Origin of the sequence: Parabacteroides sp. TM07-1AC (genome assembly GCF_003480915.1) — a bacterium.
Classification (GTDB): domain Bacteria; phylum Bacteroidota; class Bacteroidia; order Bacteroidales; family Tannerellaceae; genus Parabacteroides; species Parabacteroides chongii.
Window position 1 is genome coordinate 1 of record NZ_QUKD01000003.1, and the last position, 18,393, is coordinate 18,393.

At 47.8% G+C, this 18,393-nt stretch carries 10 protein-coding genes; 4 read left to right on the forward strand and 6 right to left on the reverse strand.

The window, feature by feature from the left end:
- From DXD68_RS07860 to alaS, 3 genes are all read right to left on the reverse strand, one after another.
- The coding region (locus DXD68_RS07860) for a hypothetical protein (RefSeq protein WP_147382984.1) at positions 1-1,408 on the reverse strand (1,408 nt) is incomplete at its 3' end.
- Positions 1,409-1,931: 523 nt separating this feature from the next.
- Positions 1,932-3,500, reverse strand: coding sequence for an ATP-binding protein (locus DXD68_RS07865; protein WP_122361113.1), 1,569 nt, complete (start codon positions 3,498-3,500; stop codon positions 1,932-1,934).
- A gap of 170 nt (positions 3,501-3,670) precedes the next feature.
- The gene (gene alaS, locus DXD68_RS07870) at positions 3,671-6,298 is read right to left on the reverse strand and encodes an alanine--tRNA ligase (RefSeq protein ID WP_122361114.1); all 2,628 of its coding nucleotides are present in this window, start codon (positions 6,296-6,298) and stop codon (positions 3,671-3,673) included.
- A 97-nt stretch (positions 6,299-6,395) separates the two neighbouring features.
- Between alaS and DXD68_RS07875 the strand changes: the two genes are divergently transcribed.
- The 3 genes from DXD68_RS07875 (at position 6,396) to DXD68_RS07885 (ending at position 8,233) form a co-directional block, all read left to right on the forward strand.
- Positions 6,396-7,379, forward strand: coding sequence for a M23 family metallopeptidase (locus DXD68_RS07875; protein ID WP_122361115.1), 984 nt, complete (start codon positions 6,396-6,398; stop codon positions 7,377-7,379).
- Between the two features lie 14 nt (positions 7,380-7,393).
- On the forward strand, positions 7,394-7,771 hold the full coding sequence (locus DXD68_RS07880; RefSeq protein ID WP_122361116.1) for a MerR family transcriptional regulator: 378 nt from the start codon (positions 7,394-7,396) through the stop codon (positions 7,769-7,771).
- 66 nt (positions 7,772-7,837) lie between these two features.
- Positions 7,838-8,233, forward strand: coding sequence for a DUF3127 domain-containing protein (locus tag DXD68_RS07885; RefSeq protein WP_122361117.1), 396 nt, complete (start codon positions 7,838-7,840; stop codon positions 8,231-8,233).
- Positions 8,234-8,330: 97 nt separating this feature from the next.
- On the opposite strand, the gene DXD68_RS07890 is transcribed toward DXD68_RS07885, so the two are convergent.
- The 3 genes from DXD68_RS07890 to DXD68_RS07900 form a co-directional block, all read right to left on the reverse strand.
- Positions 8,331-10,715, reverse strand: a complete 2,385-nt coding sequence (locus tag DXD68_RS07890; RefSeq protein ID WP_122361443.1) for a BamA/TamA family outer membrane protein — start codon at positions 10,713-10,715, stop codon at positions 8,331-8,333.
- Positions 10,715-15,319, reverse strand: a complete 4,605-nt coding sequence (locus DXD68_RS07895; protein WP_122361118.1) for a translocation/assembly module TamB domain-containing protein — start codon at positions 15,317-15,319, stop codon at positions 10,715-10,717. The genes DXD68_RS07890 and DXD68_RS07895 overlap by 1 nt, the downstream gene beginning before the upstream one ends.
- A gap of 104 nt (positions 15,320-15,423) precedes the next feature.
- A complete protein-coding gene (locus DXD68_RS07900) occupies positions 15,424-17,016 on the reverse strand; it encodes a MutS-related protein (protein ID WP_122361119.1) in 1,593 nt (530 codons plus the stop codon).
- Positions 17,017-17,134: 118 nt separating this feature from the next.
- On the opposite strand from DXD68_RS07900, the gene DXD68_RS07905 reads away from it, so the two are divergent.
- Positions 17,135-17,920 carry an inositol monophosphatase family protein gene (locus DXD68_RS07905; RefSeq protein ID WP_122361120.1) on the forward strand — a complete coding sequence of 262 codons (786 nt, stop codon included), beginning with the start codon at positions 17,135-17,137 and terminating at the stop codon, positions 17,918-17,920.
- Positions 17,921-18,393 lie beyond the last annotated feature (473 nt).

The window sequence follows — 18,393 nt, forward strand, 5'->3', positions numbered from 1 at the left end:
ACCATTTCAGATCTTCAACAGATAATTTGTTGTAACCAGCAGTATAAAGCCCCCAGCTGTATGTATTGTTGGCTGTATTTAAATTATTGCCATCTACCTTGAAGTAAACACCATTTTCGCTATAAGGGATATTCTTTTCCGGATTGAAGATACCGTTTTGACCAGTACCGCTACCAGCTGCTACTGTAGATACCAACTTAGTACCTTCCTGGTTTTCAAATTTATACCAAACTGACCCATCCGCATCCTTACCAGAAGTCATCTTCCACAAATAAGCCGGTTGTGTTGCACAATCTACCAAGTTCACAGTAGCCAAGTCTGCAACAACTGCTTTTCCATCCCCATCTGCAGATATAATCCAATTGGCCTTACCGTTATTATTCGTAAGGATAATCATGGCATATTCGCTTGTAGTCCCCGGATTAGTAATCAACTGATAGTTATCTATCGATTTCACCGCAGGAGAAATATTATTTATAACACTAGTTTTCCCGTTGTCAGGATTTTCTGCATCGCCATAAAGTACATTTACATCAGAACAAACAATAGCAACATTTGCAGAAGCAACAGTCTCACCTTCCAAAGCCTTCTTCAAATCAGTACTTGATCCATTGAAAACCATATTTGAAGTTTCAGTAGCACTAGTAACAATAGATTTAATATAAGACTTGTTAAGGTATTCACCTTCCTTATTCTTAATCGGTGTTACCTGAGCAGCCTTATAAGAGCTACTTCCTTTGTCAGTATTCACTCCATCATTTTTATATAAGTAATCAATAGCACAATTTACATAAGTGTTATTGCTGATGGTTGTCACGTCAAAATCCTCTATTGCTTCAGAAGATGTGAAACCTTCTAATGATGATGTCGATTGTCCATTTTCTGCAACTTTAATACCAAATGATTGCCATTTATCAACTACATTACTTGCATTCTCTATGGTATTTCCCTGTACCAAATAATTAACTTTTGTTTTTGTTGGAAAAAGAATGATACCATTGGCTAAATAAGTTTCTGTTCCTTTACATTTAATAGTATTTCCTGTAATAGCCACAGAAGAAGCAAATACTGAAATAGCAGACTTAGTGAAAGTTTCACCACCACCATTGTGTACGATTGTCAAATTCTTTACTGTCACATTCTCTCCAGTAATAACCAAATGGCCAGTAAATGTTTTGTCATTACCATCAATAACCAGATTGTTCTGATCAATTAATAAATAAGGAGTTGTTTCATCCAAAGCTATATCAGCCAGAAAAACAATCTTGTTATCTCCAATATTAGCTACCTGATGAGTTTTCGCATCAGCTTTGAAATCAGCTAATGTCTTCACATCCGTAGCATTCACAGAGATCAACGCACCACTAAGCAGTAACGTTGCTACAAGCGTAGAAAACTTTTTGTTCATAAATCTTTAATTTAATATTAATAATAGTGTTACTTAAAAGCCTTTTAACCTTAGATCAGGAACGTCTCCGAGAGTGAATGACTAATTTAAACGTTCCTTTTTTCTCGTCATTTTTTGGGGATTCGTGAGTTGAAGTGGCTATTTCGTACAAACTTTGCTATTCGGTTGATAAGAAAGGATATAGGAAAAGGAAAATTATTTGGGAAAGTATTGGCGGTTTGGAAAAATGCAGTAACTTTGCTGACGAATTTAAAGGAACGTTAAAATTAGTCATTTCGACCATTTCGTAATAAACTACTTCACAATCCATTATACCTCATTTTACGCCATTTCACCTCCCTGGATTCTAGGGTTTTTAACTTTTGCAGAAAGCTTAATAATCAATACGTAGGATTTCGGCTTCGAGAAAGTAAATGTTAAAAGGCCTTATTCAGCCCTTTTCGGAGAATAAAAAAGGCCATCGCGAACCACGACAGCCTATATATAATAAGAAGAAAATCGAACGATGCAGGATTTGGCAATTTCAGCAGACAACCGCTTTCCATTCTCCGATATTACGGGTAGCAGGATCGAAAGAAGCACCCACTTTCACCAATTGGCGACCATCGGCAGTATAAGGAATCAGATACCCCTTATCGTCAATCTGACTGAGGGCTTCAGCTAAAGAGCCGTTCAGCTTAAATTCAAATACGTAAATACGGTCAGCCGTTTTAACCACCGCATCGGCACGCCCGAAAGCGCTGCGCACCTCCGTTTCGACAAACTGTCCCAACAATTTGAACACAAGATAGAAAATCACTTGATAATGCCGTTCCGTCTGATCGTTCAATTCATAAGGTACGCCTGCAAAGAAAGCACGCAAACGGGTCATAAAGGCTTCAACATCTCCATCACGTAGTTCTCTTGTGAACTTACCGATGTAGAAAGGCGTTTCCAAACTCGATACGGGAGTATAGAACGGAGCGATAAAGTTCAACCAGCCATATTTCACTTCGGCGTTTGGGTAGCCCAATATATAGTAATTCAAATCAGCATCATATCCTTTTATTGTCAGATAACCGCTCTGATAAATTACCGGTATCGGGTTTTTGAAGTCCATCCGGTAGTCGGTCAGCATGGCGGTAGATACTTCCATTCCGTCCAGTTGGCGCAGGTCGTAGTCGGTTTTCTTCAGCATCTCCACCAGCGAAGTAGGGGTACCGGTGGCAAACCAGAAATTCTCAAACTGTTTTTGATCGAGTGCATTCAGTAGGCTGAAGGGGTTGTAAAGACCTTCACTCTGAAACTCGGAAAAATAATACCCGTCGTACCGACGAGTCAGTTCATTCATTGTCTGCTCATAGGTCAACCCATTCATTTCTCCCAATGCGGCTAGGTCGGGTTGGAAGTTCTGCTCGATCTCTTCGTGGGTAAGACCACAGATCAAAGCATATTCGGGAACCATACTGATATCTTTCAGCTGATTGAGATTACCAAATACATCCAGTTGCGAGAACTTGGTCACGCCGGTGATGAAAACAAAACGCAGGTAACGGTCGGCATCTTTCAATACGGTATAGAAACCGGTCAGCATCTCGCGGTAAAGACGGTGCAGGCTGTCGTCGGTCAGGCTACGGAGCAAAGGTTTATCGTATTCGTCGATAAGAACGACTACTTTCTGTCCGGTCTTTTCGTTCGCCTGCCGGATAATCTGCATAAAACGTCCGGCATACCCCAGCTCTTTATCAGTGGCACCATACAGTTTTTCCCACTCGATAAAATGACCTTCAAAGACCTGTTCCAGGCTTCGTCTATCTTCATAAAACTGAGCATTGAGACTCAACAACAACACCGGATATTCCGTCCAGTCCTTTTCGAGCCGTTCCATGGCCAGTCCTTTGAACACCTCTTTTCGACCGAGGAAATAGGCTTCGAGGGTAGAAAGCAGCAAGCTTTTACCGAAACGACGCGGACGGCTCAGAAATATCTGTGCCCCGGTAACCGCCAGACGGTACACCAACGCTGTTTTATCCACGTATAAGAAATCAGCTTCACGCAAAGAGGTGAAGTCCTGTACCCCGATAGGGAATTTTCTGATCGGCATCGTTTCCATATATCCGCTGTTTTAAAAGTATGAATACAAAGATATAAATAATGCGCCAATTAAAGAATGTGCCCATAGGATAATTGGAAAAGAGAAGCCGCGGACGAGTTTGCCTGTAAAAAAGGGTGATCCCTTTTGGAAAGGAACCACCCCGGATAAGATATGTATGTATTATCTTCTTACTTCAAATCAGCCGCTTCCAGTATCCGGTCGACAGCCTGAGCCAGACCATCCGAATTTTTACCTCCGGCAGTTGCGAAGTGAGCCTGGCCGCCACCGCCACCCTGGATCAGTTTGGCAGCATCTTTCACTAACTTGCTTGCATCCAGGCCATCGGCTACGAGCGGTTCGCTCAACATAACCATCAAAGCACATTTGGCACCGTCCTTAATTCCGGCTACGAAGCATACTTTTTCATCCGTATTGCTTTCGCCCTTGATCTGGAATGCCAGGTCCTTGATCGCATCCACATTGGCTTCGCCACGGTAGACAACCACTTTCACTCCGTGACGTTCTACCGCTTTCGCAATCAGTTCTTTCTTCAACGTAGCGACTTTTTCCTTCACATAATCGCCCACCTGTTTTTTCAGTTCCGCATTTTCTTCGATAGATTTGCGGATCGTCTGCGCCAGGTTAGGTACATTATTAAATAAAGCACGCAGTTCACGCATTGAATCCTGTAACATGAATGTATAGTTCTCTGCACCTTCGGCCGTCACCGCTTCGATACGGCGAACACCTGCTGCAATGGAACTTTCTGCCACTACACGCAAGGAACCGATCATACCGGTTGCCGGGATATGCGTACCACCGCACAACTCGATAGAAGAACCGTATTTAACCACACGTACTTCTTCGCCATACTTTTCTCCGAACAGAGCCATAGCACCCAGGGCTTGTGCCTGTGCGATCGGCATATTGCGGTGTTCTTCCAGCGGGAAGTTGGCACGGATCTTTTCACTCACCAGCTTTTCAACCTGGCGGATCTCTTCGTCTGTCACTTTCTGGAAATGAGAGAAGTCGAAACGCAATGCTTCAGGAGAAACATACGAACCTTTCTGCTCGACATGTGTGCCCAGCACCTCGCGCAATGCTTCGTGCAACAAGTGGGTAGCCGAGTGATTGCATTCACACTGGATACGTTTCTTTTCGTTGATCTTAGCAGTGAAAGTAACCGTTACATCTTTCGGCAAGCGAGTGACGAAATGTACCGGCAGGTTGTTTTCACGCTTGGTATCTATTACATCCAGTTTCTCATCGTCAGCGATCAACCATCCGGTATCACCGACCTGTCCGCCCATCTCTGCATAGAACGGAGTCTGGTCCAGGACGATCTGGAAAAGTTCTTTATTCTTCTGTTTGATCTTACGGTAACGCAGGATCTCGGCTTCACATTCGAACAGGTCGTAACCGACGAACTTGGCTTCGCCTTCTTTCAGAACCACCCAGTCGCCTGTCTCGATAGCGGCAGCATTGCGGGCACGTTCTTTCTGTTTCTGCATTTCGGCATTGAACTCTTCGATATTTACCTCCATACCGTTTTCACGCAGGATCAGTTCAGTCAGGTCCAACGGGAATCCGTAAGTATCATATAATGTAAAGGCATCCACACCGCTGATAACGGTTTTACCGGCAGCCTTTGTTTCTTCCATTTTCTTATCCAGCAGACGGATACCTGTTTCCAGGGTGCGCAGGAATGATTCTTCTTCTTCCTTGATCACTTTCTCGATCAGCGTCTTTTGGGCAACCAGTTCAGGATAAGCATCTCCCATCGTTTCGATCAGGACAGGCAGCAAGCTGTACATAAATGCTTCGCGACGTCCGAGGAAGGTATAACCGTAACGAACGGCACGGCGCAGGATACGACGGATCACATAACCGGCTTTGGCATTCGACGGTAACTGACCGTCTGTGATAGAGAATGCGATCGTACGGATATGGTCGGCAATCACACGCATAGCGATATCCTGTTGTCTGTTCTCGCCATATTTTGTTCCGGTCTTTCCGGCAATGACCTGGATAATCGGCTGGAAGACATCGGTATCATAGTTGGAAGTCTTGCCCTGCAGGGACATACACAGACGTTCGAATCCCATACCGGTATCGATCACCTTGGCAGGCAGCGGTTCCAGCGAACCGTCCGCTTTACGGTTGAACTGCATGAACACCAGGTTCCAGATTTCGATCACCTGCGGATGATCTTTATTGACCATTTCGGCACCGCTCTTGGCAGCACGTTCTTCGTCCGAACGGAGGTCTATATGGATTTCAGAGCAGGGACCGCAAGGACCGGTATCACCCATTTCCCAGAAATTATCATGTTTATTACCGTTGATGATATGATCTTTCGGCAGGAACTGCTCCCAGTATCCGGCAGCTTCATCGTCACGCGACAAACCTTCGGCGGGACTTCCTTCAAATACGGTTGCATACAAACGTTTCGGGTCCAACTTCAGAACATCTACCAGATATTCCCATGCCCATCCGATCGCTTCCTTCTTGAAATAATCACCAAACGACCAGTTTCCCAACATCTCAAACATGGTGTGATGATAGGTATCGTGTCCTACCTCTTCCAGGTCGTTATGCTTTCCGCTTACACGAAGACATTTCTGCGAGTCCGCGACGCGAGAATACTTAATAGGTACATTTCCCAGGATTATATCTTTAAACTGGTTCATGCCCGCATTGGTGAACATCAATGTCGGGTCACCCTTCACTACCATTGGAGCAGACGGTACAATCTGGTGCTGCTTGGAAGCGAAGAACTCTTTAAACGATTCACGGATTTCTTTTGCTGTCAACATAATCTATTTATATAGTTCTCGTTAATATTCTGAAAAACAATTTGCAAAAGTACTGCAAATTATTATTTTTGCACGTATCCAAGCAATAAAATATTCAATGAAACTGTTTAAAACAAGAAAAACATATTACTTATATAACCCGAACACGCTCAGTTATGAGCGCGTTTACCCCTCCGCCAAAGACCGTTTCTTCATTGTGCTCCGTCATTTGAGTATCGGTGCGGCAATCGGTATCGGTGTCTTTTTTATCCTGATGTACACGATCGACTCGCCGGTCGAATCACTGCTGAAGAAAGAGAACAAACTGCTGCAAACCCAATACGAAGTACTCTCCCTGCGTCTGACGAATGCCCTGGATGTACTGGACGACATCCAGCAACGCGATGAAAATCTGTATCGCGCGATCTTCCAGGCGGAATCCATTCCGGAATCGGTGCGCAAGTCCGGTTTCGGAGGAACCAACCGTTACGAACATCTGATGAGCCTGCCCAACCCGGAACTGGTAGTCTCTACCGCACAGAAGATGGATATGCTGTCCAAGCAGCTATATATACAGTCCAACTCCCTGGAGGAACTGATCAAGCTGGGAAAGAACCAGGAAGAACGCAGCCGGTGTATACCTGCCATACAGCCCATATCCAATAAGGACCTGCGCCGTACGGCTTCCGGTTACGGAGTGCGTATCGACCCGATCTACCGTACCCCCCGTTTCCACTCGGGGATGGACTTCTCTGCCAAAGTCGGAACGGAGATTTATGCAACCGGTGACGGCGTGGTTACTTTTGCTGCCTGGAAACAAGGATACGGAAACTGTCTGATGATCGATCACGGCTACGGATTCCAGACTCTTTACGGACACATGAGCAAATTCAAAAAACGTGTCGGCCAGAAGGTGACGCGCGGAGAAGTGATCGGCGAAGTCGGAAACACCGGAAAATCAACCGGTCCACACCTGCATTACGAAGTGATAGTACGTGGCAAACATGATAACCCGTCCAGATATTACTATATGGATCTTACTCCGGAAGAATACGACCGTATGATCCAAATCGCAGAAAACCATGGACAGGTAATGGATTAAACATCTTTAAGACGATGGCATTAAATAAAGATAAAAATCTGAAGCTGTATTTCTCCATCAGCGAGGTGGCACAGATGTTCGACGTGAACGAATCGACCCTGCGCTTCTGGGAGAAAGAATTCGATATTATCCGCCCGCGCAAGACGGCCAAAGGCACCCGTTTCTACAAGCAGGAAGATATCGACGCGGTACGTCTGATCTTCCATCTGGTCAAGGAACGGGGCATGACGCTGGCGGGTGCCCGGCAAAAACTGAAAGATAACAGGGAGACAACGATCCGGCAGGAAGAGATCGTCAATAAACTGAAACAAATAAAGGAAGAGCTATTGTCGATGAAAGCCGCGTTCGATGCCCTCGACCCTTCCGAAATCCCCCAGGAAGAGAAAATCTAAGCCAAACAATTAGCAGGTTACGCCGGAAAAGTGTACCTTCGCCGACAATTTAATAGAACAATAAATATGGAAATTACGGGAAAGATTATTGCCGTACTGCCAGTACAGGGCGGCACAAGTAAAAACGGAAACGAGTGGAAAAAACAGGAGTACGTATTAGAAACACATGACCAATACCCTAAGAAAGTTTGCTTCCAGATCTTCGGTGCCGACCGCATCGAACAGGCAGCGATACAACCCGGAGAAGAATTGACCGTATCATTCGATATAGATAGCCGTGAATATCAGGGACGTTGGTTCACAAATATCAACGCATGGAAGGTAGACCGTCCGATGACGATGGCTCCTCAGTCTGCACCGGGTGCTATGACTCCGGATAATTTTGCACCGGCTTCTGCACCGACAGCACCGGCTGCTCCTGATTTCGGTCCGGCTAATCCGATCGACGACCTGCCATTTTAGGTGACAGGTGACAGTTGACAGTTATTTCGGCTTTCAGCCGATTTATTTCGAAGCTAAAATTGTCACTTGTCAACTATCAACTGTCACCTGTCAACTGTTAGAACGGATACCCGATTGCCAGGTGCCAGCCCGGAGTATATTTGGGAACATTGAAATAACCGTTTTTATCCGTTTCGTAAGGGACATGCAGAGGGATACCCATATCCAGACGGATAACGATAAAGGTCAGGTCGTAACGCAAACCGACACCGGCATCGAGTGCCAGGTCTTTCAGGAAACGGCCCCATTTCAACTGACCGCCGGGACGTTGATCGTCGTTACGGATCAGCCAGATATTACCGGTATCGATAAAAGCCGCCCCGTGCAGGTCGCCCAGGATCGGGAAACGGTATTCGAGATTGGCTTCGAACTTCAGGTCGCCGGTCTGATCCAAATAACTGTATGCATTCTTTTCCTCCGGACGATAGCGGCCCGGACCAATCGAACGGATCGTGAAAGCACGCAGGCTGTTCGCCCCACCAATATAGAACTGCTCGTTGTAAGGAGATATGCGGGCATTTCCGTAACTATAGATAGCTCCCGCCATCATACGGCCGACCAGGTGCTGGTTATGACCGATCTTATAATTGTAACGGACCTCCGCCGTTCCTTTCACGAACTGGGCGAATTTATTCCCCAACAAATGCTTTCCTTCCTCATTGAATTTCTGTCCGGCAATAGCATAACCGGCAGCCAACAAGTTACCCGCCTGTGAAACGGACAGCTGCAGCCAGGTATGATTCCGCTTGGAAGTGATCGGGGCATCATCGTAGGTATAGGTATACCCCATTGCTGGTACGAACTGATTCTCCAAACTCAGCTTCAGGGCACGGTTATATTGCGTTATACTGTCAAACTCATGCGTCGTCGACTGGAGCAGATTGTATGTCAGCTTGAACGGCGTGATCGAATGGTGGCTGGTGGCAGACGACTGGTAATCGTACGAAGCATTCCCACCAAAGGCCAGCATCTTAAAGAAACGCGCCCGGTTCAATTGGTCGACATACAGGCGGAACGAGGTACTCGAAGGATACAAGCCATCCTTTTTCATCATTCCGGGGAACAACAACTGCGGGAATGTCAGCGTCCCGCTCAATCCCATCTCCCAGCTATTGATAGCCGATTTGGCACCGTCCACCCGCTTACCGGTCTGCCATTCATAGGAACCGCGCAAACGTACGCCGAAGGTCTCACCTCCACCGAACACGTTTCGCTTGGTCACACTGAAGATAGCTCCCGGACCTAGCTGGTCGTTACTTTTCGATGTCACGTTCACTTCCAGCTCGCCATCGAGCGGCAGGTCGTAAACGGTGTTGATCTTCAGGTCGAGGGTATCCTGGCGACGAGCCGTATCGCGCGGGGTATATTGCATTTCGGAATACCGGAAAATGCCGAGACGCGAATAACTGGTCTGCGTCCGCTGCTGACTCTCCTGCGAATAGAGGTCGCCGGAATGGAAACGCAGGCGGTTGTAAAGTACCGACGGGCGGACACGCAGTTTGCCTTCGTAATAGACCGTCATATCTTTATAACGGATCGAATCGGTCGGCGGCTCGTTATTATAGCCGTTCAGCCAGACGGAAATATCACCGATCGTCCACGGACGGAGAGCCGCACGCGGCAGACCCGGCTTCGTCATGACACGGAGTGCCACTTTACCGGGGTTCATGATCGTATCCGCCTGGTAAGTGATGAACTCGGGACGGAAATAATAGAATCCGTTGTTACGCAGCAGAGAGGTGATACGCTGCCGCTCGGCTTCCAAATTCGTTACGTTGAAGTTATCCCCATCACGGAGCAGGCGGTCGCCTATCGTATTTTGTACCAGCGTATCCATCTTATGACGCATCCTGACATAACGGATACTGTCATAGGTATAAGGCTGGTTCATCTCCACCTGGTAGACCAGTTTGGCTTTCTTTGCATTCTTCGGGTTGGTATCCACCTGGAAAGAAGTCGTACCGTTGAAGTAGCCGTATTCTTTCAGCAGGTTCTGCGCCACTTTGATACGCACGTCGGGATTCACCGTCGAGATGAATACCGGCTTGGCTGCCAGCTTGTCGAAAATCCATTTTCCGACCTTTCCTTTCCTATTGACAAAAGCGTTATAGACCCACAGGCCGAAAGGGAACGGCACGCGGATGGACGAACTTCCCAACAGGGCATTGTTGGGAGGGTAGGCAAGAGCGCCCTCCACTTCAGCAAGGGCATCCTCGCCGGCGGTCGTCTGATCGTCGTGGGTAACGTCGATCTTTTTGATTCCGGTATAAAGGACTTCACCCTCGGGGAGGTTTTTGGTAGTTGAGCAGGAGGCTAATAAGAACAAGAGAAGGGAGAAGATGACACACCCCCTACCCCCTCTCAAGAGGGGAAATGAATACTGTTTGTTACGGGAACAAATGGTAACTTCCAACAATCTATATAGTATATCTTTCTTTTTCATCATTCCTCCTCATAAACCGGTTTAGGTTTATTCTTCTTAAAGTTGAACAACTCCCGCATATGAAGCATCTTGCGGCGCAGGACGATACCGACACCTGTCTCCGTGATCTCCCCTTCCAACAGACTTTCGTAGTTCTTGTCGTGGAACAACTTCACATAGCGCGTTCCGCTGGCATCCAAACGGTACTCGATCGAAACATTGTCGATAAATGCCTGTGTCTGGTTGCTGTTGCTTGCATTTTCGCCGGTCGAGATACGGCCGCCCAGCACGATACGGATACGGTCGTTCCAAAAACGTTTGGCAAAGCTGAAATTATAATCGGTCCGCTGTCCGCCTGTTCCGTCGCCATTCTCGTCGTAGCTATCCATACCGAAGGAGATATCGACCGTCTTCAGGGCACTTCCGGCAATATTACTGATCTCGCTGTTCAGGAAACTGTTCAGGGCGGCCCCCATATTCAAGTTCTGCTTTCCACCGCTGCTGTTTGCCAAATACATTCCGGTAATAATCATACCGACAGCCAGTTTCGTCCGTTCATCCTCACCCATACTGTTCAGACTCGTCTGCATGGACTGATCTTCGGGAGCCGTCAAGACAAACTGCAAGCCCAAATTCTCCAGTTGTTGCTTCAGGGCAATACCCACATCGAAGTTCACCATACGCGAACCGCTACCATCCTGGGTTACATTAGTACGGATGCGTTCGGTAGCCGTCAGATCCAAATACGGGTCCATCGGATCGCCGCTCCATTGCACATAACTGCCGTCCTGTATATTAAATTCCTTCAACGGGATGATCGGCAAAGCATATTTCACAATACCGCCCGAAAGCGTATAACGTCCGTTCAGGATCATATCACCCTGCGGGGTATACTGGAAAGAGAGGTCGCCCCCACCTTCGAGTTCCACTTTGCTGGAGCGGTCAGGAGTGATATCCGCATTCAGCCGTACGGACTGGTCGATGCGTATCGTCAGCAACATATCCAGACCGCCCAAAGGTAACGGAGCTTCCTGCCGGCGGCGGTTCACCAGTGTATCTTCAAAAGAGGTGAAAGTCACCAGGTCGGAAAGGCGGTCCTGCACAGTCAGCGGAGAATCCTTCATGACATAAGTCACGTTCGTTCCGCCCAACAGTTGCAGGCTGCCACGCATCATCAGCGCATCGAGCGGACCTTTCACCGTCGATGCCAGGTTGACGAGCAACTTGCCATACACCATACTTTCCTTATTCCGTTTCACATCGAGCAACTGCATATGGTCAGCGGTCAGTTTCAAGTCTGCCATCATCCGTGACGGATTCCGGAAATCGACCGTACCGTCTATCACAAACGGGTTCTTTCCCGCGGCATGGATATGGTATTCGTCGAACAGGATCTTGTTGTCCTTCACCACGATCTGCTTATCATCCACCCGGAAACTGGTTCCCACGGCGGTCACGAACATCGAGGTCGAATCCATCTCGATATATCCGTTCACTTCGGGCGCCTTACTGCTGCCCTTTATCGTCATATTTCCTTCCAGTACACCGTTCAATGATGCCATATTATCGGGGATAAACGGGTTCACCATATCCAGCGGCAGATGCGTCACGTCGAGCGTTCCGTCCAAATGATCTTCTTTCCCCATCTTATAAAGGGCAGTCGCCGACATCACTTCGTTCTGATCGCGAAAGAAGTGCATATCGACCTGATGCTTATTATCCGCCAGCGGGAGATAAACGGTACTGAACATCAGTTCCCCTACCCGTCCGCCTTCGTAGATCAGATTGTCGATATTCGCATCGACCACCACCAGGAATGAACTGTCCGACGGCGCGTACTGCATATCCGCACTCAGTATCCCCTGCATGGCCGGTATCTCCATAAATGCTTTCGAGATAACGTCCAGGTTGATCTGGCTCAATTCGAGATGCAGTTCCTCCATCTTATCCTTTTCGGGCAGCGAATGGATCCACAAAGAGGCATTCTCATCGCCCGACAGGCGAACGTTGGCAGCAATATCTTTCTCATTCTTATAAAGAATATAATTATCCGGATTCAGTTTGAAAGGACGGAAAGCCAGGATCGGATTGTCCGGGAAGAGATGCAGGTTGATCCCCTCCTCCACCTTGTCGGCACGCAATCCGAGCAGAATACCCGTATCCCCTCTTCCATCTGTGTACAGCACTTCGGCATCGGCAAACGTATTCCGTATTTTCCCCTTGACTCCGGCTGTGAAAGGAGCCTGCTGGCGGAATTTCGTCTTGATCACCCCGGCATCATACAGCAGACCGAGTGAGTCCTGACGGATGGCAAAACTGATCGTATCGATCCGTGTCGTGTCCTGCATCAGATTATAAACGCCCGCATCCAGCCGGAAACCCTCTTCAGGAGAGGTAAAAGCTTCCAGGCTCAGGTTATTGAACGAGATGTTCGCCTGCTGCAATATATTATAGATCGGATTATCCTTTCCCGCCGACACCGCCAGATGCATATCCGGCAACAACGGTTTGAAAGCAGGGATATTGATCATTGAATCTTTTTCAAGCTGTTTGTTCAGCCCCTCGGAAATCTTGTTGAACTTGCCGGTCATCGTTTCCAGGTCGGAGTTACCAGTCAGCACGATCCCCAGGTCGCCCGCATGAAAGGAGACACGGGTGGTATCCTTCGTGCTCTGGGCATGCAGGGTAAGCGTTTTCGGCTTATACGTGCCTGTGGTGGTGATCAGTTCCCAGTTTCCCAACGTGACATCGACCAGGTTGTTCTTCCCCATATCCGTTTCCGCCTCCGCAAAAAGCTGGAAAGAGGTAGCCAGCGAATCATTCATAAGATGCATGCCGTAGAGGTCTAAATTCGTGACATCGGCAATCACCATCGCCTGGATCTCTTTCTTCAACAACGTGGCATTCAGTGTCAGGTCCATTTCCGCCAGCGGGTATTTACTCAACAGGTCGAACTTCAGGAAATTCTTTTCCAGCGAACCGTCCATCGTCACATCGGATACATTATAATTTCCGTAGCGGATATCCGTCAGTTTCCCGTCCAGCTTCGCCCACGAAGAACTCTTGAAGGGATCGAAACCCTTTCCTTCCGCCTGTATGGAAGCGGTCAGATAATACAGCGAATCGAGCGGCATAAAATGGACCGGCTCCAAGCTATCGACTTTCAAGTCGGCTTTGTAGGCCTCCTTGCCCGGATCAAAGCTGGCGGTCAGCAGCACCTTCCCTTTATCCTCCCGCAACAGGAGGTCTGCCTGGTACTCATTATTCTTCAAGGCAGCCTCACCGGTCAGCGTCATACCGGAAGGGATATTATACCGGTGGCGTTCGGCAACCGGAAGCATACTCAAAAGGAACTCCAGGTTTCCCGTCTCCGCTTTCAGGTTCAGTTTTCCCGAACGGCGGATATTGTCGGTAAGCGACTTCATCGTACCGGAAACATCCATCCGGAAAGTACCCGGCAATTCGCCCTTCAACTGACGGAGAAGCATAGAAGATAAGTTTCCTTCCACACCTGCCGTCAACGATAGCGGTTTCTGCGGATAGGCTTTCTGAAAATCGACGGGCAGTTCACCGGCAAAGGTCATAACGTCTTCTTTTCCCACCGAAGCGGTCAGCAATACCCGCATGTTCCCTTCCGGATCCGCATCGAAAGAGCTCCAGGGAACCATCGCCAGCAAGCGAACTTCCGACGACGGGGTTTTCAACAAAAGCTGCGGAACATTGATATTCGTGCTATCGCTATGGAGACTACCGGTCAGCGACGAAATAGTCAGTCCCGAACGGTCCTCGGCAGACAGTTCGCGGATACGCGCCTTGATATCCCGTCCGCCGTAGAAAAGCGAATCGAGCGAGATCGTGACGTTGCTTAAAGCGATATGTGAAGGATCGAAACCGGCAACCGGATCCTGATAGTCGGCATCGTATCCGAGGGTGGAACCGGTCAGCGTGAACAGGTCCGCCCCGTAATGCGAAGCTCCCAGGTCGACGATACCGTCTTTCAGACTCGCCTTATCGATATAGGTTGACAGACGCAACGAATCCGCAGGCATCTGCATGGCAAACGCTACGCGGTCGAGATTGATCTTTTGCAGGCTCAAAATCCAATTGACGGCGGCAGAGGTCGTATCCGCCTTTGTCGTCGTATCGTTCAGCAACAAAGTGATTGCCGTATCCGACAGGTCGATCGTATTAAGTGTCACCTTCTCCTTCGACAGGTTAATACGGTCGGCTTTGGCATACAAGCGCCCGAGTACCCCTTTTATCTCCATGCCTTCGATAAAGGTACCCGTATTTACTTTCACGCCTTCCAGATCGATCGCGTCTACCAGCACTTCCTTTTTCAGCAAAGGCAGCGCCCGCACATTTACGGTCAGGCTTTTCAATGTCAAAAGCGTATCGGCAGGGGTAGTCAATACCTCTACACCGCGAACCGTCAGGTTCAATGGGAAAGAAAGGCGTATCCGTTCTATCCCTATCTGCATCCCGGTAGCTTTACCGGCATAGTAGGCCGCTTTTTTCACGGCAAAGTTCTGAACAGGCGGTATGTATAAAAGTACAGAGACCAACAAAACCAATACCACCGGTATCAGGCATACGATCCCTATTCGTTTCAACCAAATCCTCATTTGTTATATTTGTGTATTCTTTTTTATAATCATAACGGTTAAATACCCTGTTTTGTTTGAAAATTCTTTAACAAATATAGAAAAGAAATTCAAGAATAAAAAGCTTAACCTTCTATCTGCCGGATAACGGAGTAAGCATCCTCGATCAATGAAGCCGGATAGTCATTGATCTCCAAGATCCGTATCGCATTTCGCTGGTATAAATTTCCGGATTTTAGCTTATAATCGAACGAAAGCATCCCTTCGGATATTGTCTCGCAAAAATGGTACAAGTCGTATTCATTTGCAAGGAATGTACCCAGTTCGGTATCGTGGGTGGAGACCACCACGATATTGCGGGAAGTATTCAGGAATGACAGCACAGCCTTAGCTGCCGCTATCCGTTCAGTCGTGTTCGTCCCTTTAAATATCTCATCCAGCAGGAAGAGGTTGGTGTGCTCGCTTTGACTGTAAGAAAGCATGTCACGGATCGATTCCACCTCCTTCATATAAAAGCTCTTGCCATCGGACAGGCTGTCGGATAACATCAGGGCGGCATGTATCATAACGGGCATCTGTAGCTGCATCTGCCGGGCAAAAGCTGTATTCAATGTCTGTGCCGCAAGAATATTCACGCCTAAAGTCCGGATAAAGGTTGTCTTGCCCGACATATTCGAACCGGTAAACAGGATGGAACGTCCTTTTATGCTGATGGTATTCGAAACACAATTTTCCACCAGCGGATGATACATCTCGTCTGCTTCCATGCGCACCTCAACGTCCGGTTGTCCCGGCAGGCAATAATAAGGAAGCCCTTTGCGAAGAAAAGCCACCGACGAAAGGCTGTCGGTCAACCCGACAAAACGGAATACGGTCTCGATGGCCGCATTTTTATCTTTCAGCAAACGGACCATCTTATTATATGCCAAAGGTTCTATCAGAAAGAATATCTTTATCATCTCCGTGATAGACCACAGGATCACAGCCAGGTCGTTATCCAGCCTCGACTCTATCCGCAGGGATTTACTCGACCGCCTCAACGTCTCCAGCGAAGCCAGTGCCCCAGGCACATTCCTGCTTATCGCCGATAACAACGGATCGACAGCCAGTTTTCCTGCTGCGTCCAGCATCTTTATCAGCTGGGGCATCGATACCAGATAGCCGAGTCCGTTATGTTTGTTCCGGTAATGGAGCCCTCCATTCACCAAAAGGGCGGCAAACAACAGCAGCAACGCCGGTACCAGCTTATAAAACAGAAACAACAAAAGGAAAAACGCCGGCAGAAGGCTGCAGACCCGGAGCACAAACTGCCACCAGGCAGATACAGGCGGATGTTCGGTCTGCAACAAAGGAGCGATACTATACGCTTCCACAGCCTGCAGAATTTGCAGCTCTTTTACTACAGAGACATGTTCTTCAGAATCGGCAGAGAGCTTTTCAATGATAGCCTCGTTCGCCTTAATCTCCCCATCCTTTTCCGGGATCGTACGCATCAGGTTATAAAGGTACTGTTGTCCCACCCGAGAGGCGGTACGGTCGGTAAACATGAACAGATCATCCAGTCCCAGGTCGGAGCATGTTTGCTCAGACAGCACTCCCAAAGCCTGTTTATGGGTATCACAACGGAAGAAAGCAGCTATCTCAGAGAAATCATAAGTCTCTGCCTTCTCCTCACCGCCATAAGCGGCAGGACGTTTCCGGAAGTTAAAGATGCTCATAGGACGATCGTTTTTCAATTTGTCAAAAGTATATCTTTTTCATTAATATTCAGTACAACTCATCTTATTTAGTTCCAAAATGTGTATGTTTGTCAGACCAAAAAGAGAATATAAAGATATGTTGAACTTAGAAGAACTTTGTACCCAGGTACAACAGATAGCCCGGAAAGCCGGGGCTTTCCTGAAAGAGGAACGACGTAAATTCGACCGCGCACGAGTAGAAGAAAAAAGTGCCCACAACTATGTATCGTATGTCGACAAGGAATCGGAAAAATGGCTGATCGCACAACTCTCCGCCCTGCTTCCCGAAGCCGGTTTCATCGCCGAAGAGGGTAGCGGAAGCCTGACAGACGAAAACTACTGCTGGCTGGTCGACCCGCTGGACGGGACTTCCAACTATATCCATGATCTTGCCCCTTATTGTGTCAGCATCGCTCTGCGCAACAAAGAGGAGTTATTGCTCGGCGTAGTCTATGAAGTCTGCCGCGACGAATGTTTCTATGCCTGGAAAGGCAGCAAAGCCTATCTCGACGGTAAAGAGATACATGTATCCGACGTGTCCGACCTCGACAAAGCTTTTATCGATCTGGGATTTCCTTACAACTCGGATGCTTATCGCCCGGTAGCCCTCCGCCTCGTCGACAGGCTGTACGGCTTTGCCGGAGGAACCCGTCTGATGGGAGCGGCCGCAGCCGAAGTATGCTATATCGCAGCCGGACGGTTCGAAGCCCGTATCGAGGCTTATATCGGTCCCTGGGACATTGCCGCCGGTGCCCTGATCCTGATGCAGGCAGGTGGTAAAGTGACCGACTTCAGCGGTGGCGACAACTGGCAGTCGGGCGACGAAGTGCTTGCCACCAATGGGGCGATGCATGAAACGCTGATACGGCTGATCAGGGAATAAGCCGTTGACAAAGTGATATTTTTACTCTATAGGGTACCTTAATATTCCCTATAGAGTATCCGTTTGCACCCTATAGAGTACCTGTTTATTCCCTATACCCTGTTGCACGACAAGACATAGAACACCCTACTGTTTATCAGCTGATTAGATACAAGAAGGACACAAAAGGACAAAAAGGACACCGTCACAATTTCAAAACGGGAATGAAAATACCAGGCATTCTGCGTAGTATATATCTTTAGGAAAGTTATTTACAAACCGAATAAACTATGCCTAATATTTACCAACAAAAACCGGAAGAAAGACGAATAATATGCAGCCTTTTAAGACTGACTGCATACCCCCTCATCTCAAAATTGTGACGGTGTCCTTTTTGTCCTTTCGTGTCCTTCGCCTGTTTAGGAGATCGTTCACCAGCGATCTATACAACTGATAAACAACAAGTAACACTCATAAAACATCTTCACACATAA

Excerpts from the sequence above, each read along its gene's own strand:
- DXD68_RS07880 (WP_122361116.1), top strand. The coding sequence starts at position 7,394 with ATGGCATTAAATAAAGATAAAAATCTGAAGCTGTATTTCTCCATCAGC.
- DXD68_RS07905 (WP_122361120.1), top strand. The coding sequence starts at position 17,135 with ATGTTGAACTTAGAAGAACTTTGTACCCAGGTACAACAGATAGCCCGG.
- DXD68_RS07900 (WP_122361119.1), bottom strand. The coding sequence starts at position 17,016 with ATGAGCATCTTTAACTTCCGGAAACGTCCTGCCGCTTATGGCGGTGAG.
- DXD68_RS07875 (WP_122361115.1), top strand. The coding sequence starts at position 6,396 with ATGAAACTGTTTAAAACAAGAAAAACATATTACTTATATAACCCGAAC.
- alaS (WP_122361114.1), bottom strand. The coding sequence starts at position 6,298 with ATGTTGACAGCAAAAGAAATCCGTGAATCGTTTAAAGAGTTCTTCGCT.
- DXD68_RS07865 (WP_122361113.1), bottom strand. The coding sequence starts at position 3,500 with ATGGAAACGATGCCGATCAGAAAATTCCCTATCGGGGTACAGGACTTC.
- DXD68_RS07890 (WP_122361443.1), bottom strand. The coding sequence starts at position 10,715 with ATGAAAAAGAAAGATATACTATATAGATTGTTGGAAGTTACCATTTGT.
- DXD68_RS07885 (WP_122361117.1), top strand. The coding sequence starts at position 7,838 with ATGGAAATTACGGGAAAGATTATTGCCGTACTGCCAGTACAGGGCGGC.
- DXD68_RS07895 (WP_122361118.1), bottom strand. The coding sequence starts at position 15,319 with ATGAGGATTTGGTTGAAACGAATAGGGATCGTATGCCTGATACCGGTG.